We start from the raw sequence: 24,557 nt of genomic DNA on the forward strand, positions 1-24,557 counted from the left end.
ACAAGATTGTATTGATTAATTTGGATCGAAAAACGACTTCTCATTCAATTGATCGTCGGTTTGATTGTCAGCTTTGTTGTATTGGGTATTAACAAAGTGCTTTATATCTCGGATGAAATCTCTGCTCTTGTAGTAGTTTGACCAATTGAAAACGCCTTTCTTGTTAAAGGCATGAGTGCCAAAGCTATCGGGCTTATTTTGAATTCGATTTTTCACTTGACCTATGAAGTTCTGCCATAGGCCATTGGGTGAGTGCAATGCGTTTTTGATTTGTGTTTGGTCAATTTTTGAAATGTCTGGAAATAATTCTATGCAAGCGTAGATTTGGGCGTATTGTGCGTAGCCAAATTTAATGCTATTTTGCGTCTCCGAGTTGATTTGTGTGAAAATTTCGTAACCAATTCGCCATCTGTCTAGTGCTGCTGAATCTTTTGATATTGAGGGGTTAAACTTGTTCTTTTGAAAGAGGCGTTTTTGCACTGCGATGTCGAGTTTTCCGTTTGCGGCATAAAAAATCCTCCAAAAGCTATTTCGCTCAATTATGGATGTGGGATGTATATATCGTTCTCTTACACCGTCGGAGAACTCTCCGCGCTTTCTTTCGTACAGTAGGCCATATTGAGAGAAGATGATTTGTTGTAGATTTTTGTGAAATGTATCGTTAGAAAATCTGTCGGCATTTATAACGACGGTCTGCCTGTTGGTTGCAACGGATATTTCATCGATCAGTCTTTCTCTGTTTTGTTGGGAGCATTCTGCGACGGTGATCACTTTTAGCATGATCTCTTTGTCGCCGAAAACGGCTGGAGCATTTTCTGGTGATTCGCTATATATTCTGCTGAGCGTAAATGATGTTTGGCCGCCGTTAATGATTTGTGGATTCTTTACATAAAGCTGAGCTTTCCCTTTTTGTCCGATTCTTTCATTGATTGATGTGTCGTCGGATAGCATGGTGATGCCATTGTTATATAAGGCTAATTCGTTGGTTTCGGAGTCGAGTATTGTCGTTCTAATTGCGTTGTTGACAGCTTGTCCATCTAGTTCAAGGTAGCTCCGAGGATTGTATTGCAGAATGGCATTCTTGTATTTGTGCATAATCTTTGCAATTTCTATTGCGGGCACAAAGATTCCTGTGATTTGGCATTCCGCGAATTTTGTTTTCGCTTCGTAGCTAATTTTGCTGCCGGAGTTCTTGTTTGAGAGATCAATAGGAATTGTTAGTTCATTTGCTGTAAAGTAGGTTCCACTTAGTACTGGAAATACTAGGTCAGAATAGGTTTTTTGTGAATCTACAATTTCGAAAGGTAGGCCGCCTAAAAGTGACTTAATCTTGCTCTCTTGGGGATTCTTTAGGTTGGCCAAAATGACGATCTGATACTTGTATCGCCCAATGTCCGGAATTTCTAGTATTTGGCGTTGAAGTTGTTTAATTTTTCCGTTGTAGGGATTGTTGCTTTCGTCATTTTCGAATCCGCTAGTTATTCTTTCGATATCCATTGATAGAATTTCTTCTAGTTCGATTTCCTTGGAGTGGAAATTTGAGGCGGTTGTTCGAAATTTACTTTGTATGAAATAGACCTTCTTTGTGTTGTTGTCTATATGGTATCCGTCGATTCCGCCATCGTAACTTCCATCAGTCACTTGTTGCTCTCGCTCTTCAAAGTTTGTTATGCCGAACTTAACTTTGAGGAATAGGTGAATCAACGCCCTTGCGCGCACCTGATTGACTGTCGTTTCGTCAACTAATTGCTTAGGATACTTTTTGGAAAATTTTTCTGGAGCTTCTGAAGCTAAATTGTCAAGTACTTGGACTAGAAAACTGTATTGAAGGTCTTGGTTGTTTTTCATTTTTCTGGGCTAGGGGTCTGTGGTGAATGGCTAAAGATGCTGTTTGATTGCTAAGTTAAAAGGTCCATAAACCGACTAAACGGATCCTTCCGGTAATCCGCAAACGGCCCACATTCCACAAACCCGAACCGCCGGTACATCGCGATCGCCGGTTCAAACGCCGGCGTGCTGCCGGTTTCCAGGCTGACGCGCGCGTAGCCGCGCTCGCGTGCGAGGGTCAGCAACTCGGTGAGGATGGCCTGCGCGGCGCCTTGGCGTAGGTGGCGCGCGCTGGTGCGCATGGACTTGAGTTCGCCGTGGCCGCCTTCGGTGGCGGTGGTGGGCGTCAGTTCCTTCAGGGCGCCCATGGCGACCAGTTCGCCCACGGCTTCGGGGTCAGCGCCGGGCGCGGCGTCCGGCGGAAGGCGCCAGGCGGTGAGGAAGGTGATCTCGGGCCGGCGCAGGCCGTTCAGGTCCAGCGCGAACACGCATTCGGGCGGGGAAGCGGCGCGCATGCCGGCCAGGTGTTCGTCCAGCAGGCTGAGCACTTGCGGGTGCGTGAGTGCGCGGTCAACGCGGATGTGAAACCGGCGCGGCGGTGCCTCTGGTGTCATGTCGCTCCCTCCCCGGGCGATGCGTGTGGTCTGGCCGGAATGGCTCTGCGGCCATTTTGTTCTTTTTGTTACCAGTGAGGCAAGCGGCGCACAGGGGCCAGTAGCGCCGCCGGTTCAAGCCACCCAGCCCACCAGCCGATAGCTCCTGAACAGCTTCAAAGGATTCCCCATGGACATGTCCGTTTCTCCCGCCCTGGTCGTGGACCGCGTGGCCCAGATGGGCCAAGGCGCCACCAAGCAGCAGGTGCAGATAGAGGTGCTCAAAGAGGCCATGCAGACGCAGGAGTCGGCCGCGGCCTCGCTGCTCAATTCCGTGGCCGGCAACCTGCCGCTGGCGGGCAGCGGCCCGGTGGGCACGCAGGTCAACGCGATGGTGTGACCCGCGCAGCGGCTATGACGGCCGCCGCAGCATGCGCGCCGCCAGCACGCTGGCGAGCAGCACCAGCACGCTGCTGGCCAGCGCCGTGAACTGCAGCGCGTCGGTGAAGGCGGCCTGAGCGGCGCTCACCAGCGCCTGAGCCGTTTCCGGCGGCATCCGGTTCGCGGCTTCCAGGGCGCCACCAAGCGTGCCTTGGGCCTGCGCAGGCACATCGGCCAACCCCGCGCCGCCCAGCTGGTGGCGGTAGATGAGCGTGCCCGCGCTGCCGAACAGCGCGATACCCAGCGCGCCGCTGAACTCCGAGGCGGTTTCGGCGATGGACGAGGCCGCACCCGCGCGTTCGGGCGGCGCCGAGGTGATGATCTGCTCGGTGCCCACGGCAAACACCGGCGCCATGCCCAGGCTGACCACGACCATGCCGGCCACCAGCACCCACAACGCCCACGGGCCGTCGGCGCCCACCATCAGCAGCATGCCCACGGCCGCAGCGGCCAGGCCCCAGACCATCACCGGCCCGGGGCCGACGCGCGCGGCCATCTTGGGTGCCAGCACCATCGAGCCGAACACGAAGCCGCCGGCCCAGGGCACGGTGGCCCAGCCGGCCTGCAGCGGCGTGAGCATCAGCACCATCTGCAGGTACTGCGCGATGAAGATGTAGACGCCGAACATGGCCAGGCACGACAGCGCGTAGGCCACGATGGCGGTGCGGAAGGTCGGGATGGCGAACAGCCGCAGCTCCAGCAGCGGGTAGTCGATCACCCGCTGGCGCCGCACGAACACCCAGCCTACCGCCACGCCCGCGGCCAGCAGCGCCAGCCGCGCCGCGCTGGGGCCGGCCTCGGCCATGGCCTTGATGGCGTAGATGGTGCTGAGCACAGCCGCCAGCGAGAGCAGCACGCTGGCGGCGTCGATGCGGCCGGCGTTCTCGTCGCGGTACTCGGGCAGCAGGCGCGGCCCCAGCACCAGCAGCAACACCATCACCGGCACGGCGGGCAGGAACACCGAGCCCCACCAGAAGTGCTCCAGCAGCCAGCCGCCCACCAGCGGGCCGATGGCGCTGCCGACCGAGAACGCGGTGATCCACACGCCGATGGCGAACTGGCGCTGCGTCTCGTCGTGGAACATGTTGCGGATCAGCGAGAGCGTGGACGGCGCCAGCGTGGCGCCGGCAATGCCGAGCAGCGCGCGCAGCACGATCAGCTCGGCGGGCGTGCGCGCGAACGCGGCCAGCACCGAGGCGGCGGCGAAGAAGGCCGCGCCGATCAGCAGCAGACGGCGGCGCCCGATGCGGTCGCCCAGCGTGCCCATGGTGATGAGGAAGCCGGCGACCAGAAAGCCATAGATGTCGATGATCCACAGCAGTTGCGAGGCACTGGGCGCCAGCGCGCGGCTGAGCGCCGGCACCGCGAGGTTCAGCACCGTCAGGTCCATGGCATAGACCAGACAGGGCAGGGCGATCACGGCCAGGCCCCACCATTCGCGGGGGGTGGCTTTGGAGTGTGTGGTCATTCGATGTTCAGAAGGCTGCCGACCGACTGCACCAGCAGCTCGACCAGCTCGGGGTCCATGTACTTGTACTCATCGGGGATGTCGAGCACGTGAACGGGCTTGTCAGCCAGAAGGTCACCGAAGTCCGCGACGAGCCGCGACTTGTGCTTGTGCTCCATCACGATCACCACGTCGGCCCACTCGACGTCGGCGTCCGAAACCGTGTGGCGCGCACTGGGGCTGGTGCCGCCCGAGCGCACATTCAGCTGCGGATGCCGCCGCCAGACCTGCTCGGCCGTGGGGCTGCGCCACTGGTTGCGGCTGCAGACGAAGAGGACGTTCTGTTGTTTCCTTTGCATCGACGAGAGTGTCGCCAAAAGGCATCAGCTGCGTCCGATCCGCTTGCGCGCTTCGTCGCAGGACCGCTACAGTTCGCCCCTCGCTTCGCGCAGTCATCGTCCCCGATGCACCGTGCGCGCAAGCGCCCACCCCCTCAACCACTCACCAGGAGAAGCACATGCAAAACAACATGACCTCCCTGTGGGCTGGGTCAGCGGTGGCGGGGCTGTCGGTCTAAGACGCCCCCCTCTCTGTTGTTCCGCGCCCATGGCTGGCCGGCAACGCGTTCGCGTTGCGCGGTGGGTTGTGGTGCGCGCGTCTGTCCCGGTCCGGTTTCAACGTTTTTGAATCTGGATTTTTCATGGGCAACTTTGTCAGAACCCTGTCGGACCGCGCCTGCGTGGTCGCGTCCGACACGACGTGGATGGAAGACGCTGCACTGGCGCAGCTGGTCACCACGTCACAACTCGAAGGCATGCAGCGCGTCGCCGGCATGCCCGATCTGCACCCTGGTCGGGGCTACCCGGTGGGCGCGGCCTTCTTCTCGGTGGGGCGGTTCTATCCCGCGCTGGTCGGCAACGACATCGGCTGCGGCATGGCGCTGTGGCAGACCGATCTGAAGGCGGCTTCGGTCAGCCTCGACAAGCTGGACCGCCGCGTGGGCAACATCGACGGCGCGATGGAAGACGAGGCGCTGCGTGCGCAGGCGATGGCGGCGCACGGTGTGATGCCCGGCGCGCACGATGCGTCGCTGGGCACCATCGGCGGTGGCAACCACTTTGCGGAGTTCCAGCAGGTGGACACGGTGTTCGACGCGGACGCGCTGTCCGCGCTGGGCATCGAGGCGAAACGTTTGCTGCTGCTGGTGCACACCGGTTCGCGCGGTCTGGGCGAGCGCGTGCTGCGCAGCCATGTGGACACCTTCGGGCACCGCGGGCTGGTCGACGGCACGCCCGAAGCCGAGGCCTACCTCGCGCAGCACGGCGCGGCCTTGCGCTACGCGCTGTGCAACCGCGAACTGGTCGCGCAGCGCTTGCTGGCGAATGTGCGAGCCGATGGGCAGCGGGTGCTCGACGTGCACCACAACTTCGTGGCGCCCGCGCAGATGCTCGGCGCGACGGGCTGGCTGCACCGCAAGGGCGCGACGCCGTCGGACCAGGGGCCGGTGCTGATCCCCGGTTCGCGCGGCGATCACAGCTACCTGGTGCAGCCGCTGGCCATCAGCGACGACACGCTGCACTCGCTGGCGCACGGGGCCGGCCGCAAGTGGATCCGCTCGGCCTGCAAGGACCGGCTGTTCAAGCTGATGACGCCCACGCAGATGGGCCGCACGGCGCTGGGCAGCCGCGTGATCTGCAACGACCGGCAACTGATCTACGAGGAAGCGCCGCAGGCCTACAAGGCCATCGACAGCGTCGTGCAAGCGCTGGTTGGGGCCGGGCTGGTGGCGCTGATCGCGCGCACGAAGCCGGTGCTGACCTACAAGACGCGTGGGGAGTGCTGCGAATGATGCTGCTGCAATTGACGGCCAACACCGGGCCGGAGGAATGCTGCCTGGCGGTGCGCAAGGCGCTGGCGCAGCTGCTGCGCGAGTGCGAGGCGGCGGGTGTGCGTGTGGAACTGCTGGAGCAGGTGGACAGCGAGGTGCGTGGCAACCTGCGCTCGGTGCTGCTGGCGCTGGAGGGCGAGGGCGCCGGGTGCGTGGCGAGTCGCTGGAGCGGCAGCCTGCTGTGGGTCTGCCCCAGCCCGTACCGACCTCGGCATGGGCGCAAGAACTGGTTCATCGGCGGCGCGGTGTTCGACACGGGTGAAGCGGGCGACGGGTCTGACGAACTCGACGACCGCGACATCCGCTTTGAGGCGGTGCGCGCCAGCGGGCCGGGCGGTCAGCACGTCAACAAGACCGACTCGGCCGTGCGGGCCACGCACATGCCCAGTGGCCTGAGCGTGAAGGTGCAGACCGAGCGCAGCCAGCACGCCAACAAGCGCCTGGCGCGGGCGCTGCTGGCGCACAAGCTGACTGCGCTGGCAGACGCGGCCGCCAGCGCAGCGCGCGACCAGCGCTGGCGCCAGCACCAGGATGTGGAGCGGGGCAACGCCGTGAGGACGTTCGTCGGGGAGCGCTTTGTGGAACGGCTGGCGGTCCCCTGATCTGGCGTCCGGGTGGTCCCGTGGGGACGCATGTGGCGGGGGTAAATTCCCTCCATGAAAGCCGCCTACCTGTACCTCGGCGCGGCCATCGTCGCCGAGGTGATCGCCACCTCCCTGCTCAAGACATCCCAAGGTTTCACCCGCCTATGGCCCAGCGTGGCCACGGTGATCGGCTACGCGATTTCGTTTTACTGTCTGGCGCAGACGTTGGGCAGCGTGCCGACCGGCGTGGCCTATGCCATCTGGTCGGGCGTGGGCATCGTGCTGATCTCGCTGATCGCGTGGTGGGTGTTCGGCCAGACGCTGGACGGCCCAGCCCTGCTGGGGATGGGCCTGATCATCGCGGGCGTCGTGGTGATCAACCTGTTCTCTAAGTCGGTGGCGCACTGATTTCGGGTTTGCCCAGACGGCAGCGACGGGATGAGTTGTTTACAATTTGTTGCATTCGCGCCGGACATCCCGGCCGTGCAAAGCCGTCCATGAAGTTCCTGGTCATCGTCGTCAACGTGCTCGCTTCCCTGGCCCTGCTGCCAGCGCTTTACATGGCGATGTTCTCGCCCATGATGTTCGACTCCGGGGCCACCACGCGTACGTGGACGCTGTTCTGGACGGTGCTGGCGATCCCGGCCTCGATCATCCTGACCCAGATCGTGTCCTGGGTGCTGTTCGCCAAAAGCCTGTACACGCCGGCACTGTGGGTGTCCCTCATTCCGCTGCTCTTTGTGGTGCTGCTGGTGGTGTTGTTCCTCAAATCCAGCAGCCTCACCTGAGAACCCCTCACCATGGACAAACGTTACGGTGGCTACAAGATCGGCAAGGTGCCGGATGACGCCAAGCGCCGCGCGCGCAGCAAGCGTCACAAGCAGTTGCCCCAGCGGGTGGACCTGCGCAAGTTCCTGACCTCGATCGAAACCCAAGTCGGCAACAGCTGCGTGGCCAACGCCATGGCGGGGGCCTACGAGTACCTGGCCAAGCGAGAGCTGGGCGACTCGGAAGACGTCAGCCGCCTCTACATCTACTACAACGCGCGCTACATCGACGACAGCCACGATGAAGACGGCGGCTCCTACATGCACTCCGCGATCAAGGGGCTGATGGAGTACGGCGCCTGCTCTGAGCAGATGTGGCCCAACGACGAGGACATGATCAACGACGAGCCGGACGAAGACGCCTACACGCAGGGCGGCGAGTTCTGCATCGTCGAAGCCGAGGCGGTGGACACCGATCTGCAGCTGTGGAAAGAGACGCTGGCGGACGGCTACCCGATTGCGTTCGCGCTCAACACCTTCAGCAATTTCGACGACGCCAGCCGCAACCGGGGCCGTGTGCCCATGCCCAAGAAGAATGCCCGCACGCGCGAGGAGCACGGCTGGCACGCGATGCTCTGCGTGGGATATTCGGACATCGACCGGGTCTTCATCGTGCGCAACTCCTGGGGTGATGAGTGGGGCCACAAGGGCTACTGCTACATCCCGTACGACTACGTGATGCACGACGATTACAACGCCCACGACAGCTGGGTGATCAAGTCGGTGCAGAACCTGGACTACAGCGAGGGCATCGAGGTCGACGGCGACGACTCGTACTTCTACGACGACGAGTACCTCCAGATCTACGACTACTACGTCTACACCGAGGACACCGACGAGTTCCTGGAGCGGCTCGAAGCGCTGGTGGAAGAGTGGGTCGAGTCGGAGGACGAGTACTTCTTCGACTGGGAAGTCGACGAGGACGACGACGGGACCTTCATCCAGTTCGGCGAGTTCTACCTGCTGGTCGAGGACCAGGAGGGTTTCCTCGAAGCGCTTGACGAACTGTCGGAAGAGTTCTGCGGCGAAGACGGTTACGACTACTCGCTCGAAGAGAGTGAGGAAGAGGAAGAAGAGTGAGACCTGGGGCTCAGGTCCGCGTGTCGGAGCCGGGGCCGAAACGAATGGCTGCGAGGTCGATGAAGGCGCGCACCTTGGGCGTCAGGTAGCGCGCGCTGGCGAACACGGCGTGCACCGGCGCAGGTGGCAGCTGCCAGTCCGACATCACTGACCGCAACCGGCCGGCCGTGACCTCGGGCTGCGCGAGCAACAGCGGCAGCTGCGCGATGCCCAGCCCGTCGAGCGCGGCGTCGCGCACTGCGAAGTTGTTGTTGACTTTCAGGCGCGCCGCGGGCTCGACGCTTTGCGCTTGGCCGCCGCGCGTGAAGCTCCACACCAGGCGCCGCCGCGCGCCGGAGAACTGCACGATGTCGTGGGCCGCGAGCTGTTCCGGCGCCTCGGGCAGACCGCGCCGGGTGGCATAGGCCGGCGCGGCGAACAGTCCGTAGTGCAGGTCACCCAGCTTGCGCGCCGCCAGGGTCGAATCGGCCAGCGGGCCCACGCGCACGGCCAGGTCGAAGCCCTCGTGCACGATGTCCACCACCCGCCCGGTCATCTCCAGGTCGACGTTCACGCCGGGGTGGCGGATCAGGTAGTCGCGCACCCAGCCGTTGACCGCGAGCATCCCGAACTCCACGCCGCAGGTCAGGCGCAGCGTGCCGCGCGGCTCGCCCTGCGCCTGCTGCACTGCGCGCCGCGCGTCCTCGGCCGCGCCCAGGATGCCGACGGCGCGCTCGAAGAATTCGCGCCCGACCTCGGTGAGCGAGAGCGAACGCGTCGTGCGCTCCAGCAGGCGCACGCCCAGGTCGGCTTCCAGCTGGCTGACCACGCGCGAGACGTGGGCCTTCTGGGTGTGCAACTGCTCGGCCGCGCGGGTGAAGCTGCCGGTCTGCACGACTTTCACGAAGGTGTCGAGGTGGCTGAGTTCCATTGTTGTCATTAAATGCAACAGATAGTCGCATTTTTCTGGATTTATATGAATTATGAAACGGCGGAGACTGCGACCCGTTCCCACTTCAACCTTTCCAGGAGACCGCCATGAGCCTCAGAGACCCCAACACCGTGAACCCCAACGCCCGCAAGCGCGTGGCCATCGTCATCGCCAATCCCGCCGTGTCCACCACCACCGGCTGGCCAGTGGGCTTCTGGTGGAGCGAGCTGACTCACCCGTACCACGTGTTTACCGAGGCCGGCTACGCGGTCGAGGTGTTCAGCCCCGACGGCGGGAAGTGCGAGGCCGACGGCATGAGCGACCCCAACGACGCCAGCGGCTACAGCAAGACCGACCTGATCAGCCAGGGCTTCATCCACACGCCCGAACTCAAGGCGCTGGTGGAGAACACGAAGAAGGTGGCCGAAATCGACGTGGCCGCCTTCGACGCCATCGTGGTGGCTGGCGGCCAGGCGCCAATGTTCAGCTTCGAGCAGGCGACCGACCTTCACGCAAAGTTCGCCGCCTTCCACAACGCGGGCAAGGTCGCGGCCGCGCTGTGCCACGGCGTGGCGGTGCTGGCCTATGCCAAGGGCCCGGACGGCGAGCTGATCGCCAAGGGCAAGACGGTGACCGGCTTCGCCAACTGCGAGGAAGACTTCGCCGACAACGCCGTCTGGAGCTACGGCCTGCTGCCGCGCGACAAGCATGTGATGCCCTGGCGCATCGAGGACCGCCTCAAGGAGGTCGGCGCCAACTACGTGCAGGCGGGCCTGTGGCGCGGCTTCGCGGTGCGCGACGGCAACCTGATTACCGGGCAGCAGAACTTCTCGGGCGAGGAGACGGCGCGCCTGGTGGTCGAGGCGTTGGGGCGCTGAAGGAGCACGACCATGAGCATTGCCATCATCGGTGCCGGCAACGTCGGCATGGCGCTGGGTCAGGCTCTGACCCGGCGTGGCGAAACCGTGGTCTTCGGCGTGCCGGAGCCTCAGAAATACGCGGCAGCCGTCGCGGCGCTGGGCGAGAGGGCGCGCCTGACGACCACCCACGACGCGATCGCCGTCAGCGATCTGGTCATCCTGGCCGTGCCCCACGCGGCCACGGCTGGCATTGCGCAGAGCGTGACCGACTGGCAGGGCAGGGTGCTGGTGGACGCCACCAACCCGCTGGCGCCGGGCCTGGCTGGACTGACCCTGGGCACCACCACCTCGGGCGCCGAGGTGCTGGCGCAGCAGGCCCGGGGCGCGCGCGTGGTCAAGGCCTTCAACAGCACCGGCGCCGAAAACATGGCCGATGCGGCCTACGCCGGGGGCTTGCCCATGATGCCGGTCTGCGGCGACGACGCCGAGGCGCGTCAGCGCGTGATGGCGCTGGCCACGCTGATCGGCTTCGAGGCGGTGGACATGGGGCCGCTGATGGTCGCGCGCTATCTGGAGCCGTTCGCCATGACCTGGATCCACCTCGCGTTCCGCCAGGGCATGGGCCGGCGCTTCGCCTTCGGGCTGCTGCGCCGTGGCTGAGGGGTTGCCGATGACCAACCGCGATGACCTGCCCCGGTACGCCGAGGGCCGCAAGGCGACCTGGTTCGAGCTGTTCTTCGACCTGGTGTTTGTGGTGGCGGTGGCGCAGCTCTCGGGCGCCTACGCGCACCACTACGACCTGGCTGGGGCGCTGGTGTTCGCGCTGGCCTTCTTGGCGATGTGGTGGTGCTGGCTGGGCCACACCTTCCACGCCACGCGCTTCGATGACGACAGTGGCCGTCGGCGCGGCCTGGGCTTCTTGCAGATCGTGGCGGTCGCGCTGATCGGCTACGGCGTGTCGGACCCGCTGAGTGATCGCGCCTGGGCGTTCGGTGGCGGCATCGCGGCTTTCAAGGCGCTGCTGGCGCTGGCGCGGCGCCGCCGGGCTGATCCGCGTGTACGCCACGCTCTACGCGCTGCAGGCGCTGCTGTGGCTGGCCGGCGCGGTGTCCGAGCCGCTTCGCTGGACGGTGTGGGGACTGGCGCTGGTGCTGGACCTGGCCTCACCCTGGCTGGTGGCGCGGCACACGGCGGCGGTGCCGCCGCACCCCGAGCACCTGCCCGAGCGCTTCGGCCTGTTCACCATCATCCTGCTGGGCGAAGGCATGGCCGCGGTGGTGCACGCGCTGGACCACGGCGAGCACCTGCATCTCTCGTCAGCGGTGGCGGCGCTGGTCGGTGCGGCGCTGAGCTTCGGGCTGTGGCTGCTCTACTTCCACCGCGTCAAGGGACAGGGCGAGCGCCACATCGCTGACGCGGTGGGCGGCCGGCGCCTGCGCCTCTGGGCCTACGGCCATGTGCCGCTCTACATGGGCATCGCGAGTCTGGCGGCCGGCACCGTGGCGCTGTCGGCGCCCGGCGCGCTCACCATCACGTCCGGCGCGATTTACCTGGGCGGGCTGGCGCTGGCCGGGCTGGGCCTCCGTTTGATGAAGCGGGCGGGCGAGCCGCGCGCGCACCCCTGAGGCGAGAGCTTCACCAGCTCACTTCGCGGTCCGGTGTGGCGCTGATCTTGTGGATGCTCAGGTCGGCGCCGTCGTATTCCTCTTCCTGGTCCAGCCGCAGGCCCAGCGTGAGCTTGAGCAGCCCGTAGACCACCGTCCCGCCCAGCAGCGCCCAGGTCACGCCCATCGCAGTTCCCAGCAGCTGCGCGCCGAAGCTGACGCCACCCAGGCCGCCCAGCGCCTGTTGGCCGAAGATGCCGGCCGCTATGCCACCCCAGGTGCCGCACAGGCCGTGCAGCGGCCAGACGCCCAGCACGTCGTCGATCTTCCAGCGGTTCTGCGTGGCGGTGAACATCACCACGAACAGCAGGCCCGCCACGGCACCGACCACCAGCGCGCCCAGCGGGTGCATCAGGTCCGAGCCAGCGCACACAGCCACCAGACCGGCCAGCGGGCCGTTGTGCACGAAGCCGGGGTCGTTCTTGCCGGCGATCAGCGCGGCCAGCGTGCCGCCGACCATGGCCATCAGCGAGTTGACCGCGACCAGACCGGAGATCTTGTCCAGCGTCTGCGCGCTCATCACATTGAAGCCGAACCAGCCCACGCAGAGGATCCAGGCGCCCAGGGCCAGGAAGGGGATGTTCGAAGGCGGGTGGGCCGAGATGCCGCCGTCCTTGCGGTAGCGGTTGGCGCGGGCGCCCAGGAAGATGACCGCGGGCAGGGCGATCCAGCCGCCGACCGCGTGCACCACGATGGAGCCGGCGAAATCATGGAACGTGGCGCCGGTGGTGGCTTCGATCCAGGCCTGCACGCCGAAGTGACCGTTCCAGGCGATGCCCTCGAAGAACGGATAGAAGAAGCCGACGATGACGGCCGTTGCGATCAGTTGCGGCCAGAATTTGGCGCGTTCGGCAATGCCGCCGGAGATGATCGCCGGGATGGCGGCGGCGAAGGTCAGCAGGAAGAAGAACTTGACCAGGTCGTAGCCGTTCTTCTGGGCCAAGGTTTCGGCGCCGATGAAGAAGTGCGTGCCGTAGGCGACGCCGTAGCCGACGACGAAGTAGGCGATGGTCGATACCGAGAAGTCGACCAGGATCTTGACCAGGGCGTTGACCTGGTTCTTCTTGCGAACCGTGCCGAGCTCCAGAAAAGCGAAACCGGCGTGCATGGCCAGAACCATGATCCCGCCGAGCAGGATGAACAGGGCATCGGCGCCCTGTTTGAGTGCGTCCATGAGGAATCTCCGTGCAGAAAGCTTGTTTTGGTGCGTGATTGGCGCCAAAACAGGGTCTGCATGGCGAATCGCACCATGTCAAAGCAAAAAACGCACCAATGGAGAGGTTTGTCGATGGGTGTGGTGCGTCATGCACCGATCGCGCGCAGCACCGACGGCGCGATCAGCTTGTGCATGGGTTTGACCGGCAGCATGTACAGCCGCCCCAACAGGTTCTTGGTGTGCACCACGGTGGTGACGGTCACGCGCACGGGCTGGCCGGCCGGGCGGGTGCAATGCACCGAAACCACCACGTCCAGGTGCTTGTCGCGGTCGCCCAGCAGCACCTCGTCGGGTGTGTTCTCGAACAGGGTGAAGATGCCCACGCGGTCGCCGGGCTGGTAGTCGGTATCTGGCCGGGTCGGGTTGATTCCGGAGAGTTCGCCCAGGTTCTTCAGGCCCACAAGCCGCACCGCGCGGTTGCGCAGCGTCATGCAGGCATCGACCCAGCGCGGGGTGGCCCGGGCCGATTTCAGGAACTGGCCGAGCGCGCTCAGCGTCGGGTCGTCGGCGGCGATGGCCCAGGCGTCGAAGAAGTCGGCGCCTTCCAGGCGCTGGGCGATGCGGCTGCCCGCAGGCGGGGAGACGGCGATGGGCGTGTTCATCCGCCCACTGTAGCCGCGCGGCGGCGGTCAGGAGCAGCTGACGCTGCCGCAGCCGCTCATGGTGGCCGGGCGCACCCGGCTCGGGTCGGCCAGGGTTTCGGTGCGGGAGTCGAAGCCCACGTCCTTCATGTGCAGCGCCAAGCCGGCGTCCATGGTGGCGGCGTGCTGCGGGAACCACTCGACCAGCGCCTCGGCCAGGCGGGTGATGATTTCCTTGTCGTCTTTTTCGTAGTGCTCCACCACGGCGTGCAGCGTTTCCATGATGGTGGCGTGGTGGCCGGCGTGGCAGTTGTCGGGCGCGAAGCCGGTGGCCACCATCCATCGCTCTTCCTGGGCGAAGTGCTCCTTGGTGTGCTCGACAAATTCAAGGTATAGCGGCAGCTGCTGGTCCTGCGGGGTGGCGAGCAGGCGGTTGAGCATCTCCACGAACTCTTCGTGGGTGTCGTCCATGCGGCCGTCGCCGGTCTGCAGCTGCGGGGTCCAGTCCAGGCCGGTGGTGGCCTGGGCGGGGGCTTCGGGGGTGGTGGTCGCGTCCATGGGGCGTCACTGTAGCGGCAAACCACCTCGCAGGTGCTTGATGGTGGTCAAGCTGCGGCGGTGCTCCGGCCCAGCATCTCGTCTAGCGCGGCCTGCAGATCGGGAGCGGCCAGCGCCTGGTCAAGCCGGGCCAGCACGGGGTGGGCCAGGCTGGCACGCAGGTGGTGGGTGTCGGCGGCGATGTCCAGCGCCGGGTCGTAGCCTTCCAGGCTGTCGAGCTCGCCGAGTGCGAAGCGCTCGCCCAGCCGGGCGCAGAGATAGGCCAGCGCAAAGCGCGGGGCTCGGGCGCGGTCGGTCACCATGAAAGGGGTGACCAGCTGGCGACCGACGCCACGGACCTCATCGATCAGGCTCTCCGGCAGGTCCCAGGATTTCATCAGCAAGCTGCCGATTTCGCTGGCGTTCAGGCCCAGCAACTCCTGTTCGGTGTGGGCGCGCAGCAAACGGTCGCATTTCAACCACTTCTCAACACCGCCGGCTGGAATCAATGACGCAGTGGTGAGTTGTCCAACGAAGCTGAGCACGACCTGGGTCGAGAGGCTGCCCTGGTCGGGCAGATTCAGCGTCTTGCCCAGCCGCACGCACAGTTCGCTGGCGATGGCACTGGCGCGCCAGATCGCGTCGAGCCAGCGCTGTGTTTCGGCCAGCTTGGGCTTGAAGGCCTCGGCCAGCATGTACTGCAGGCAAAGGCTGCGCACAGTGTTCATGCCCAGAAAGGTCACCGCCTGCCCGATGCTGGTGACCGGCTTTTGCAGGCCGTAGAGGGGTGCATTCACCGTGGACAGCACTTTGGCTGCGATCAGTGGCTCACCCATCACCAGTTCGCTGAGTTCGGTCGAACCTGCTTTGGCCACGAACTCTGGCGACAGCAGCTTCTGCATCGAGCGTGGGGGGCGCGGGATGTCTTTGATGGCTTTCAACAGGGCATCCCGGCGCGAGGGATCCAGGTTTTGCTCGGTGAGCCATTGGTATGCGCTCAGTTCTGGCGGAATGGGCACTTCTGGCAACAGTGGCGAGTGCGCCGCAACCGAGGGGACCGCGGCAGCAGTTGCCCGGGTGGGGGGGAGGCTGCGTGCCGTTTTTCCGTGTTCAGATACCGCCTTTGCTGGTTGCTGACTAAAAAAAGAGAAAAAAGACACTGGGACCCCCATTCCTTTTGGCAACCCGCACCATTACGGATTGAACCAGGAATGGATCGACCGATTCAGCCCAATCTTGAGCGGTCGATGGGGTCAGGCGAAGCGGGCGCGGTGGCGCGCGATCTGCGCCTTCACCTGTGCCGGCGCCGTGCCACCCAGGGTGTTGCGCGCGTTCAGGCTGCCGCGCAGGCTCAGGCATTCGTACACGTCTTTTTCGATCGAGGCGTTGAAGCCCTGCAGCACGGTCAGTGGCAGCTCGGACAGGTCGCAGTTGTGGCTGGTGGCGGCCTTGACGGCGTGGGCCACGGTTTCGTGCGCGTCGCGGAAGGGCAGGCCCTTCTTGACCAGGTAGTCGGCCAGGTCGGTGGCGGTGGCGTAGCCCTTGTTGGCCGCGGCCTCCATGGCGGCAGCGTTGACTGTGATGCCGCCTTCCTTGGCGCCGGTGGCCGGGTTGGGCTGGCCGCCCACCATCTCGCAGAAGATGCGCAGCGTGTCCTTGAGCGTGTCGACGGTGTCGAACAGCGGCTCCTTGTCTTCCTGGTTGTCCTTGTTGTAGGCCAGGGGCTGGCCCTTCATCAGGGTGATCAGGCCCATCAGGTGGCCGACCACGCGGCCGGTCTTGCCGCGCGCCAGTTCGGGCACGTCGGGGTTTTTCTTCTGCGGCATGATGGACGAGCCGGTGGTGAAGCGGTCGGCGATCTTCACGAAGCCGAAGTTCTGGCTCATCCACAAAATCAGCTCTTCGCTGAAGCGGCTGATGTGCACCATGCACAGGCTGGCGGCGGCGGTGAACTCGATCGCGAAGTCGCGGTCGCTCACGCCGTCCAGGCTGTTCTGGCACACGCCTTCCATGCCCAGTGTCTTGGCCACGCGCTCGCGGTCCAGCGGGTAGGTGGTGCCGGCCAGTGCCGCCGAACCCAGCGGCAGGCGGTTGGTGCGGCGGCGCACGTCGGCCATGCGCTCGGCGTCGCGGCTGAACATTTCCACATAGGCCAGCAGGTGGTGCGCGAAGCTCACCGGCTGCGCCACCTGCAGGTGGGTGAAACCGGGCAGGATCACTTCCACGTTCTGCTCGGCCACATCGACCAGTGCGACCTGCAGTTCCTTGAGCAGGTCGCTGATCAGGTCGATCTCGTCGCGCAGCCACAGGCGCACGTCGGTGGCCACCTGGTCGTTTCGCGAGCGGCCGGTGTGCAGGCGCTTGCCGGCGTCGCCCACCAGCTGGGTCAGGCGCGCCTCGATGTTCAGGTGCACGTCTTCCAGATCGAGCTTCCACTCGAACGTGCCGGCTTCGATTTCCGAGCGGATCTGCGCCATGCCGCGCTGGATATCGGCCAGGTCGCTGGCGGCGATGATGTGCTGCGCGGCAAGCATCTCGGCGTGGGCCAGACTGCCGGTGATGTCGGCCAGCCAGAGGCGTTTGTCGAAGAACACGCTGGCGGTGTAGCGCTTGACCAGCTCGCTCATGGGCTCCGAGAATAAGGCGGACCAGGCTTCGGATTTTTTGTCGAGTTGGTTGGTGGACATGGTGGTGCCAGCGGCGAGAGAAGGGATCGGAGGGCGGCGCGTGCGCCTGGAGGAATGGGCCCGGGCGCTGTGGCCGATGCGGTCTGACGGCGACAACCTATAGTGCGAGCCATGCGGGACTCCCGAATTTTATCGAGCTTCCAGGACCTGTCGTCGACCATGGGCACGCTGCCGCTGTCGCAGATGCCCGAGCATCGGCGCGACGTCGAGCTGGTGTACGACACCTGTCAACTGGGCGTGGTGCTGCGCGCGGTGCTGTTCGTGCAGGCGATCGCCTGGGTGGCGGCCTTGTATGGTGCGCAGAGTCTGGTCGGCTGGCTGGAGACGCTGGCGGTGCTGACGGCGGCCACGCTCCCCTCGGTGCTGATCTGGCTGCTGGTGACTTGCGCGCTCAAGCGCCAGCTGGCACAGCTGCCCATGCCGGCCCAGTGGGCGGCCGGCATCGTGCTGGGCGCGGTCTCGGCGATCTATGGTTGCGGCATGCTGGTCTGGACGGGCTTGGTTTCGCCGGCCCCCTGGCTGGCCAGCGCCGCCAGCGGCGCGCTGGTCGCGACCGTGCTCGTGGCGGGCCTGGTCTGGCGCCTGCGGGCCAAGGCCCCGGCCGGCACCACGGCGCGCCTGGCCGAGCTGCAGGCACGCATCCGGCCGCACTTCCTCTTCAACACGCTCAACAGCGCCATCGCACTGGTGCGCGCTGAGCCCGCCAAGGCCGAAGCCTTGCTGGAAGACCTGAGCGAGCTGTTCCGCCACGCCCTGGCAGATTCGCAGGAGGCGGTGCCGCTGTCGCAGGAGCTGGCGCTGGCCGAGCACTACCTGGCGATCGAGCAGGTGCGCTTTGGCGACCGCCTGCGCCTGGAGTGGAACCTGGACCCGAAAGCGGCAGGCGCGAAGCTGCCACCGCTGATCCTGCAGCCGCTGGTCGAGAATGCGGTCAAGCACGGCGTCGAACCCAGCCCGACCGGGGCCACGGTGCGCATCACCACCAAGCGCCGCGGCGGCATGGTGGTGATCAAGGTGACCAACACCGTGCCCGCCGGCAGTGGTCCACCGGGGCACGGGCTGGCACAGGACAATGTGCGCCAGCGGCTGGCGCTGCTGCACGATGTCGAGGGCCGGTTCCAGTCGGCGCTGGTCAACGGGGTGTACCAGGTTCGACTCGAAATACCGATATAAGACATTCTGGACGCAGGGATCAATGGAGCGTGACATGGCACTCAAGGTACTGATCGTGGACGACGAAGCGCTGGCGCGGTCGCGGCTGCGCACGCTGCTGGGCGACTGCAACGATCCGCGCGCCGAGGTGGTCGGCGAGGCCGGCAACGCGGTGCTGGCGATGGACCAGATCCAGCGCGCGCCCTGCGACCTGCTGCTGCTGGACATCCACATGCCGGGCGTGGACGGCATCGCACTGGCGGAGAACCTGCGCACCATGGCCGCTCCGCCCCGTGTGGTGTTCGTGACCGCGCACGCCGAGCACGCGGTGCATGCCTTCGAGCTGGAGGCGGTCGACTACCTGACCAAGCCGGTGCGTCTGGAGCGCCTGCAGCAGGCCCTGCAGAAGGTGCAGCGGCTGATGACGGCGGAGCCTTCGGAATCGGGCGGTGGTTCGGAGAGCCTGCTGATCCAGGAGCGGGGCCGCAGCGAGCGGGTGGCGCTGTCGGAGGTGATTTACCTGAAAGCCGAGCTGAAGTACATCACCGTGCGCACGGCCGAAAAGGAGCACATCTACGACGGCGCGCTGAGCGATCTGGAGCAGAAGTACGCGCACCTGTTCGTGCGGGTGCACCGCAATGCGCTGGTGGCGCGGCGTTGTGTGCGGGCGGTGGAGAAGCACAACGACCCGGTCGAGGGTGAGGGCTGGACGGTGCGCCTCGATGGCTGCGACGAGCGGCTGGCGGTGTCGCGCCGTCAGCTGGCGGCTGTTCGCGAATCCTTGGTCGGTTGACCGTTTGTTCTCCGCTTTGTTGGTGTTGGCGGGGCTCCGGTCGACGGCGACTGGGGTGACCGGCTCCGCTCATGTCCCCCGGATCGGGCTGTGCCCGATCCTCCTCCTTTACTTCGCTGCGCCGGTCACCCCAGCCACCGCCGACCTCCTGGCGGGCGCCAGTCGGGGAGATCCATTGCTTCAATGGATGCCGAGGGCATGGTGCTTTGCAGAGCGAAGTAAAGGAGGAGAACCCGGCGCAGCCGGGTTCGGGGGACATGAGCGGCGCAGAGTGCCGTGACCTCGGCAGCCCGCGAGGTGCAACAACGGCAAGTCAGACCTCCGCCGCCTCGATCAGAAAGCGAACCCGCCGCTGCCCCTGCCACTCGTCCGCATCCAGACGAAAAGCGATCTTGACGGTCGAAGGCAAAGGCTCCGTGTGACCGAACCAGATGCCGTCCACCGGGTCGCCCTGGTGCTTGAGCTTCACCGAGAGGTGCTTCTCACCCACCAGCCGCTGGCTCAGCACCTGCACCTCCTCGCAGAACACCGGCGGCGCAAAGCCCTGGCCCCAGACCTCGGCGTGCAGTGTGTCCACCAGGTCCGCACGCCGGTACTGCTTGTCCAGCGCACCATCGGCTTCCAGCCGGCGCTGCAGCGTGGCGGCGTCCAGCCACTCGTGGGCGACCTGTGCAAAGGCCTGCTCGAAGGTGTCGATGTGTTCTTCGTCAATCGTGCAGCCGGCGGCCATGGCGTGGCCGCCGAAGCGCAGCAGCACGCCCGGGTGGCGCTTGGCGACCAGGTCCAGCGCGTCGCGCAGGTGGAAGCCCGGGATGGAGCGGCCCGATCCCTTGAGTTCGTGCTCCTTGCCTTCGGCACCGCTGGCCGCGAACACGAAGGTCGGGCGGTGCAGCTTGTCCTTCAGGCGCGAGGCCACGATGCCGACCACGCCCTCGTGGAAGTCGGGGTCGAACACGGTGATGGCCGGCGGCGGCGCTTCGCTCTCGTCGAACAGCTCCTCCACGATCATCAGCGCCTGCTCGCGCATTTCGCCTTCAATCGTCTTGCGCTCGCGGTTGATGCCGTCGAGCGTGCGCGCGAGTTCGTCGGCGCGGCTGGCGTCGTCGGTCAGCAGGCACTCGATGCCCAGCGTCATGTCGGCCAGACGGCCGGCCGCGTTCAGGCGTGGGCCGAGGGCAAAGCCGAAGTCGAAGGCGCTGGCCTTGGCCGGCTGGCGCGCCGCGACCGCAAACAGCGCGGCCATGCCCGGCGGCATCGCGCCGGCGCGCACGCGCTTCAGGCCCTGCGCCACCAGGCGGCGGTTGTTGGCATCGAGCTTCACCACGTCGGCCACCGTGCCCAGCGCCACCAGCGGCAGCAGCGTGTCGATCTTGGGCTGGGTCTTCGCGTCGAACACCCCGCGCTCACGAAGCTCGGCCCGCAGCGCCAGCAGCACATAGAACATCACGCCCACGCCCGCGATGCTCTTGCTATCGAAGCCGCAACCCGGCTGATTGGGGTTGACGATGGTGCAGTCGGTCGGCAGCGTCACGGCGCCGTCGATGACCGCAGGCAGGTGGTGGTCGGTCACCAGCACGTTCAGACCGGCCTCGCGCGCGGCACGCACGCCGGCCACGCTGGCGATGCCGTTGTCCACCGTGACCAGCCAGTCGGCGCCGCGCAGCTTGACGCGCTGCGCGATCGAGGGCGTGAGGCCGTAGCCGTCGGTCACGCGGTCGGGTACCAGGTACTCGACCTTGTCCCAGCTCATCGGTGCGCCAAGCAGCTTGAGCCCGCGCACGCCCACGGCACAGGCGGTGGCGCCGTCGCAGTCGTAGTCGGCCACGATGCACAGGCGCTGTCCCGCGGCCATGGCGTCGGCCAGCTGCTTCGCGGCGGTGGTGGCATTCAGCATCTGCGCGGGCGGGATCAGCAGGGACAGCGCGTCGTCCAGCTGCTCTTTGGCGGTGATGCCGCGGGCGGCGAACAGGCGGGCCAGCAGCGGGTGCAGGCCGGCCTGCTCAAGCGCCCAGGCGGCGCGCGGCGGCACGTCGCGGGTGATGATCTTCATAGGTCTTTCAGGGTATCGCTGACCGGCGCGCTGCCGAACAGCTGCTTGATCGAACGGCCGAGGCGCGCGAAGGCGCCGGCCGGTGCGGTGGTCCAGGTGCGGGCGTGGCGTTCGCCGCAGAGCGTCAGGGTGACGGGCTCGCCGCGCTGGGCGGCTGACAGCAGTGCGGCAATCTCGCCCGTGTCCAGCGCCTGCCATGCGGCGGTCCAGCCAGCCCAGTCGCCGCGCAGCGCGGCCTGGCGCAGGGTGTCGGGCATGTCCGGGGCCTCAGCCAGTGCCGGGGACGTGTCCAGCGCGCCCGCGCCGTGCACCCAGAAGCCGTTGACGGGCAGCAGGCCACGCGCGGTGCGGGCGTCGTGCGCCGGGTGGGTGTAGAACAGCATCTGCGCCTCGCTCTGCAGGCGCTTGAGCAGGCGCGCGCCGGCCGGGTTGGCGGGGCTCTCGGCCAGCCAGGCGTCCACCATGCGGCCACTCACCCGGTCCAGGCTGGCGCAGGCGATGCCGCGCAGCGGTTCGCCGCTGGCGTGCCACTCGGTGGCGCTCTCCCGCCGCAGCGTGAGGCCGTCTTCGGCGCACATCGGCTCGAAGGCCTCGAACAGGGCGCGCGAGTCGGCGTCGTCCATCGCCAGCTGCGCGCCGGGCAGCAGCGTCACCTGCTCCATACCCACCTGGTAGTGGCAGAGGCTGAACCAGGCCTGGGGCACGGTGGGGGCTTCGCTCTGTGCGGCGGCCCAGGGAATCTGTCCGTCGGCCACCGGCAGGCCCAGTGCGCGGGCCAGGGCCCGCTCGTGCGGGGGTGTGAGCTGGTGGTCGTCGCCCCGGTCGGCGGGCTGCTCGGCCAGGTGGGCCAGCAGGGCCTGCAGGTTGGGTAGTTTCAGACCGGGCAGCAGCGCTTGGCATTCGGGGGCGCTGGCGGCGGCAAAGGGGATCAGCAGGTGGTGGGGCACGGAGGGACAAGCCGGACGGGGGAACAGCCGGGATTGTCGGGGATGCCACAATCGCCGCTGGATTTCATCGATGCAAACCCCTTACGAACTCATCCTCGGCTGGCGCTACACGCGCGCCGGCCGCGCCACCCGGCGCAACGGCTTCATCTCCTTCATCTCGGGCGTGTCCATGCTGGGCATTGCGCTCGGCGTGGCGGCGCTCATCGTGGTGCTGTCGGTGATGAACGGCTTCCAGAAAGAGGTGCGCGACCGCATGCTGGGCGTGCTCTCGCACATCGAGCTGTACGACGCCAGCGGCCAGGCCATCCCCGACCTCAATGCGGTGCTGACCACTGTGCGAAAGCACCCCGAGGTGGTCGGCGCGGCGCCGTACGTGGGCGCGCAGGCGCTGCTGGCGCGCGGCGAGGACATGAAGGGCGCCATCGTGCGCGGCATCGACCCAGCGCAGGAACCGCAGGTGGCCGACCTCGCCAAAGACCTGTCGCAGACCTCGCTGCCGCGGCTGGTACCGGGCGGCTTCGGCGTGATCCTGGGTGGCGAGCTGGCGCGCAGCCTGGGGGTGGGCATGGGCGACACGGTCACGCTGATCGCGCCCAGCGGCCAGGTCACACCGGCCGGCGTGGTGCCGCGGGTGCGGCAGATGAACGTGGTCGGCACCTTCGATTCCGGCCACTACGAGTACGACTCGGCGCTGGCGCTGCTGCACGTCGAGGACGCGGCACGCATCTTCCGCGTCGAAGGGCCGACGGGCGTGCGCATCAAGATCCGTGACCTGCACCAGGCGCGCGAGGTCGCGATTTCGCTGGCCGGCCAGTTGCCCGAGGGCATGCTGGTGAAGGACTGGACGCGCCAGAACCGCACCTGGTTCGCGGCCGTGCAGCTGGAAAAACGCATGATGTTCATCATTCTCACCCTCATCGTGGCGGTGGCGGCGTTCAACCTGGTTTCGACGCTGGTGATGACGGTGACCGACAAGCGCGCCGACATCGCCATCCTGCGCACTCTGGGCGCCAGCCCGAAAAGCATCATGGGCGTGTTCATGGTGCAGGGCGCGATGGTGGGCGTGATCGGCACCGGCCTCGGCTTGCTGCTGGGGCTGGGCATCGCGTTCAACATCGACACCATCGTGCCGGCGCTGGAGCACGCACTGGGCGCCAGCTTTCTGCCGCAGGATGTCTACCTCATCAGCCGCATGCCCAGCGACCCGCAGCGCGCCGACATCCTGCCCATTGCGGTGATCTCGCTGGTGCTGTCCTTCGTGGCCACGATCTACCCGAGCTGGCGCGCCAGCCGCGTGAACCCTGCCGAAGCCTTGAGGTACGAGTAAGCCATGAGTGATGTCGTTCTACAGGCTACTGGCCTGACCAAGCGCTTCACCGAAGGCCGGCTGGACGTGACCGTGCTCAAGGGCGTGGACCTCACGGTGCGCGCGGGCGAGACGGTGGCCATCGTCGGTGCGTCGGGCTCGGGCAAGAGCACGCTGCTGCACCTGCTGGGCGGGCTGGACGCGCCCACCGCCGGCAGCGTCACGCTGATGAAGCAGCCACTCGCCGGGCTGAGCGCGGCGCAGCAGGGCGAGCTGCGCAACCGCCACCTGGGCTTCGTCTACCAGTTCCACCACTTGTTGCCCGAATTCAGTGCGCGCGACAACGTCGCGATGCCGCTGTGGATCCGCCGCATGCCGCGCGCTGAGGCGGGCGCCCAGGCGGCCCAGGTGCTGGCCAAGGTCGGGCTGTCCGAACGTCTTCTGCACCGACCGGCCGAGCTCTCGGGCGGCGAGCGCCAGCGCGTGGCGATTGCGCGCGCCCTGGTCACCAAGCCGGCCTGCGTGCTGGCCGACGAGCCCACCGGCAACCTGGACCGCAGCACCGCCGATGGCGTGTTCGAACTGATGATGCAGCTGGCCCGCGACCAGGGCACGGCCTTCATCGTCGTCACCCACGACGACGCCCTGGCCGCACGCTGCGGCCGGGTGCTGCGGCTCACTTCCGGGGTGCTGTCCTGACGAAGCGCAGCGGCTGGTCCATGCCCTGTGCGTGGATCAGCAGCGTGTCGCCTTGCACCTCGTAGCGCTGGGCCTTTTGCAGCGCGCCCAGGTAGCGCGACTCCTGCTCGCTGGCCCCACCGATGCAGGCCATCTTGGTGGACATCAGCGGACCGAACTTCAAACGGTCCCGGTCAATCTCGACCGCTCCGGAAAAGCGGTTGCAGGAGCCGTGACCCACCGCTTGCCCAGGCTGTGGGAACACCAGTGTGGCCGCCGGCTGCGGCAGCGCGACCTGACCAGCGATGGACTGCAGCCGCCACTCGCTGCCCCACAGCGGTTCGGGCGCCGTCGCGGGCGCCGCACAGGCCCCCAGCGTGCCGGCGATGGCCAGGGTCGCGATGGAAAACAAACGGGTGGTGCGCAGTGACATGGGAATTCCTCCGTGGTGCGTGGCAGCCCCGGCGTGCGGGGCACAATCGTTCGAGG

At 65.8% G+C, this 24,557-nt stretch carries 25 protein-coding genes and 1 pseudogene; 13 read left to right on the forward strand and 13 right to left on the reverse strand.

All coding sequences use genetic code 11. The annotated features are described in order from the left end of the window. Positions 1-15: 15 nt before the first annotated feature. Both HFL01S_RS24870 and HFL01S_RS22435 read right to left on the reverse strand, forming a co-directional pair. Complete coding sequence (locus HFL01S_RS24870; RefSeq protein WP_084383574.1) at positions 16-1,848, reverse strand: AIPR family protein; 1,833 nt, start codon at positions 1,846-1,848, stop codon at positions 16-18. A 50-nt stretch (positions 1,849-1,898) separates the two neighbouring features. Then, entirely contained in the window at positions 1,899-2,441 is a 543-nt protein-coding gene (locus HFL01S_RS22435) for a GNAT family N-acetyltransferase (RefSeq protein ID WP_066263025.1), read from the reverse strand. A 169-nt stretch (positions 2,442-2,610) separates the two neighbouring features. On the opposite strand from HFL01S_RS22435, the gene HFL01S_RS22440 reads away from it, so the two are divergent. Continuing rightward, the gene (locus HFL01S_RS22440; RefSeq protein WP_066263027.1) at positions 2,611-2,820 is read left to right on the forward strand and encodes a putative motility protein; all 210 of its coding nucleotides are present in this window, start codon (positions 2,611-2,613) and stop codon (positions 2,818-2,820) included. A gap of 12 nt (positions 2,821-2,832) precedes the next feature. Here HFL01S_RS22440 and HFL01S_RS22445 read toward each other — a convergent pair whose 3' ends face one another. Further along, the gene (locus HFL01S_RS22445) at positions 2,833-4,329 is read right to left on the reverse strand and encodes an MFS transporter (protein ID WP_157539044.1); all 1,497 of its coding nucleotides are present in this window, start codon (positions 4,327-4,329) and stop codon (positions 2,833-2,835) included. Then, complete coding sequence (locus HFL01S_RS22450; RefSeq protein ID WP_066263031.1) at positions 4,326-4,667, reverse strand: low molecular weight protein tyrosine phosphatase family protein; 342 nt, start codon at positions 4,665-4,667, stop codon at positions 4,326-4,328. The genes HFL01S_RS22445 and HFL01S_RS22450 overlap by 4 nt, the downstream gene beginning before the upstream one ends. A gap of 341 nt (positions 4,668-5,008) precedes the next feature. Between HFL01S_RS22450 and HFL01S_RS22455 the strand changes: the two genes are divergently transcribed. From HFL01S_RS22455 to HFL01S_RS22475, 5 genes are all read left to right on the forward strand, one after another. Further along, positions 5,009-6,157 carry an RNA ligase RtcB family protein gene (locus HFL01S_RS22455; protein WP_066263033.1) on the forward strand — a complete coding sequence of 383 codons (1,149 nt, stop codon included), beginning with the start codon at positions 5,009-5,011 and terminating at the stop codon, positions 6,155-6,157. Then, positions 6,154-6,798, forward strand: a complete 645-nt coding sequence (prfH, locus tag HFL01S_RS22460; RefSeq protein WP_066263035.1) for a peptide chain release factor H — start codon at positions 6,154-6,156, stop codon at positions 6,796-6,798. Before HFL01S_RS22455 ends, prfH begins: the two co-directional genes overlap by 4 nt. 54 nt (positions 6,799-6,852) lie before the next feature. Continuing rightward, a complete protein-coding gene (locus HFL01S_RS22465) occupies positions 6,853-7,188 on the forward strand; it encodes an EmrE family multidrug efflux SMR transporter (RefSeq protein WP_066263038.1) in 336 nt (111 codons plus the stop codon). An 89-nt stretch (positions 7,189-7,277) separates the two neighbouring features. Beyond that, positions 7,278-7,568 carry a hypothetical protein gene (locus HFL01S_RS22470; protein ID WP_066263040.1) on the forward strand — a complete coding sequence of 97 codons (291 nt, stop codon included), beginning with the start codon at positions 7,278-7,280 and terminating at the stop codon, positions 7,566-7,568. Between the two features lie 12 nt (positions 7,569-7,580). Beyond that, a complete protein-coding gene (locus tag HFL01S_RS22475) occupies positions 7,581-8,687 on the forward strand; it encodes a C1 family peptidase (RefSeq protein ID WP_066263042.1) in 1,107 nt (368 codons plus the stop codon). Positions 8,688-8,697: 10 nt separating this feature from the next. On the opposite strand, the gene HFL01S_RS22480 is transcribed toward HFL01S_RS22475, so the two are convergent. Then, on the reverse strand, positions 8,698-9,597 hold the full coding sequence (locus HFL01S_RS22480) for a LysR family transcriptional regulator (RefSeq protein WP_066263044.1): 900 nt from the start codon (positions 9,595-9,597) through the stop codon (positions 8,698-8,700). Positions 9,598-9,704: 107 nt separating this feature from the next. Between HFL01S_RS22480 and HFL01S_RS22485 the strand changes: the two genes are divergently transcribed. The 3 genes and pseudogenes from HFL01S_RS22485 (at position 9,705) to HFL01S_RS25815 (ending at position 12,082) form a co-directional block, all read left to right on the forward strand. Then, entirely contained in the window at positions 9,705-10,475 is a 771-nt protein-coding gene (locus tag HFL01S_RS22485; protein ID WP_066263048.1) for a type 1 glutamine amidotransferase domain-containing protein, read from the forward strand. A gap of 12 nt (positions 10,476-10,487) precedes the next feature. After that, complete coding sequence (locus HFL01S_RS22490; protein WP_066263054.1) at positions 10,488-11,117, forward strand: NADPH-dependent F420 reductase; 630 nt, start codon at positions 10,488-10,490, stop codon at positions 11,115-11,117. A gap of 10 nt (positions 11,118-11,127) precedes the next feature. After that, a pseudogene (locus HFL01S_RS25815) lies at positions 11,128-12,082 on the forward strand (low temperature requirement protein A). 10 nt (positions 12,083-12,092) lie between these two features. Here the strand turns inward: HFL01S_RS25815 and HFL01S_RS22500 are convergent. The 5 genes from HFL01S_RS22500 to argH all read right to left on the reverse strand — a co-directional run bounded on the left by HFL01S_RS22500 (position 12,093) and on the right by argH (position 17,142). Next, positions 12,093-13,295, reverse strand: a complete 1,203-nt coding sequence (locus tag HFL01S_RS22500; protein WP_066153121.1) for an ammonium transporter — start codon at positions 13,293-13,295, stop codon at positions 12,093-12,095. Between the two features lie 128 nt (positions 13,296-13,423). Continuing rightward, the gene (locus HFL01S_RS22505) at positions 13,424-13,939 is read right to left on the reverse strand and encodes a DUF2867 domain-containing protein (RefSeq protein ID WP_066263059.1); all 516 of its coding nucleotides are present in this window, start codon (positions 13,937-13,939) and stop codon (positions 13,424-13,426) included. Between the two features lie 27 nt (positions 13,940-13,966). Then, positions 13,967-14,476 carry a hemerythrin domain-containing protein gene (locus tag HFL01S_RS22510; protein WP_066263065.1) on the reverse strand — a complete coding sequence of 170 codons (510 nt, stop codon included), beginning with the start codon at positions 14,474-14,476 and terminating at the stop codon, positions 13,967-13,969. A gap of 47 nt (positions 14,477-14,523) precedes the next feature. After that, positions 14,524-15,396: an HDOD domain-containing protein gene (locus tag HFL01S_RS22515; protein WP_169802368.1), complete on the reverse strand. Its 873-nt coding sequence runs from the start codon at positions 15,394-15,396 to the stop codon at positions 14,524-14,526. Between the two features lie 312 nt (positions 15,397-15,708). After that, a complete protein-coding gene (argH, locus tag HFL01S_RS22520; RefSeq protein ID WP_066263069.1) occupies positions 15,709-17,142 on the reverse strand; it encodes an argininosuccinate lyase in 1,434 nt (477 codons plus the stop codon). A 111-nt stretch (positions 17,143-17,253) separates the two neighbouring features. Here argH and HFL01S_RS22525 point away from each other — a divergent pair, with 111 nt between their 5' ends. Both HFL01S_RS22525 and HFL01S_RS22530 read left to right on the forward strand, forming a co-directional pair. Continuing rightward, positions 17,254-18,315: a sensor histidine kinase gene (locus HFL01S_RS22525; protein WP_066263072.1), complete on the forward strand. Its 1,062-nt coding sequence runs from the start codon at positions 17,254-17,256 to the stop codon at positions 18,313-18,315. Positions 18,316-18,349: 34 nt separating this feature from the next. Then, entirely contained in the window at positions 18,350-19,087 is a 738-nt protein-coding gene (locus HFL01S_RS22530) for a LytR/AlgR family response regulator transcription factor (RefSeq protein WP_066263074.1), read from the forward strand. A gap of 313 nt (positions 19,088-19,400) precedes the next feature. On the opposite strand, the gene recJ is transcribed toward HFL01S_RS22530, so the two are convergent. Together recJ and HFL01S_RS22540 are read right to left on the reverse strand one after the other, a co-directional pair. Next, entirely contained in the window at positions 19,401-21,137 is a 1,737-nt protein-coding gene (gene recJ, locus HFL01S_RS22535) for a single-stranded-DNA-specific exonuclease RecJ (RefSeq protein ID WP_066263076.1), read from the reverse strand. Beyond that, a complete protein-coding gene (locus HFL01S_RS22540) occupies positions 21,134-22,084 on the reverse strand; it encodes a hypothetical protein (RefSeq protein ID WP_066263083.1) in 951 nt (316 codons plus the stop codon). Before HFL01S_RS22540 ends, recJ begins: the two co-directional genes overlap by 4 nt. 70 nt (positions 22,085-22,154) lie before the next feature. On the opposite strand from HFL01S_RS22540, the gene HFL01S_RS22545 reads away from it, so the two are divergent. Both HFL01S_RS22545 and lolD read left to right on the forward strand, forming a co-directional pair. Beyond that, positions 22,155-23,411: a lipoprotein-releasing ABC transporter permease subunit gene (locus HFL01S_RS22545; RefSeq protein WP_066263085.1), complete on the forward strand. Its 1,257-nt coding sequence runs from the start codon at positions 22,155-22,157 to the stop codon at positions 23,409-23,411. Positions 23,412-23,414: 3 nt separating this feature from the next. Then, positions 23,415-24,089 (forward strand): lipoprotein-releasing ABC transporter ATP-binding protein LolD, encoded by a 675-nt coding sequence (gene lolD / locus HFL01S_RS22550; protein ID WP_066263088.1) that lies wholly within the window; start codon positions 23,415-23,417, stop codon positions 24,087-24,089. On the opposite strand, the gene HFL01S_RS22555 is transcribed toward lolD, so the two are convergent. After that, the gene (locus tag HFL01S_RS22555) at positions 24,067-24,501 is read right to left on the reverse strand and encodes an META domain-containing protein (RefSeq protein ID WP_066263091.1); all 435 of its coding nucleotides are present in this window, start codon (positions 24,499-24,501) and stop codon (positions 24,067-24,069) included. The genes lolD and HFL01S_RS22555 overlap by 23 nt on opposite strands. Positions 24,502-24,557 lie beyond the last annotated feature (56 nt).

Source organism: Hydrogenophaga flava NBRC 102514, from assembly GCF_001571145.1.
GTDB classification, from domain to species: Bacteria; Pseudomonadota; Gammaproteobacteria; order Burkholderiales; family Burkholderiaceae_C; genus Hydrogenophaga; species Hydrogenophaga flava.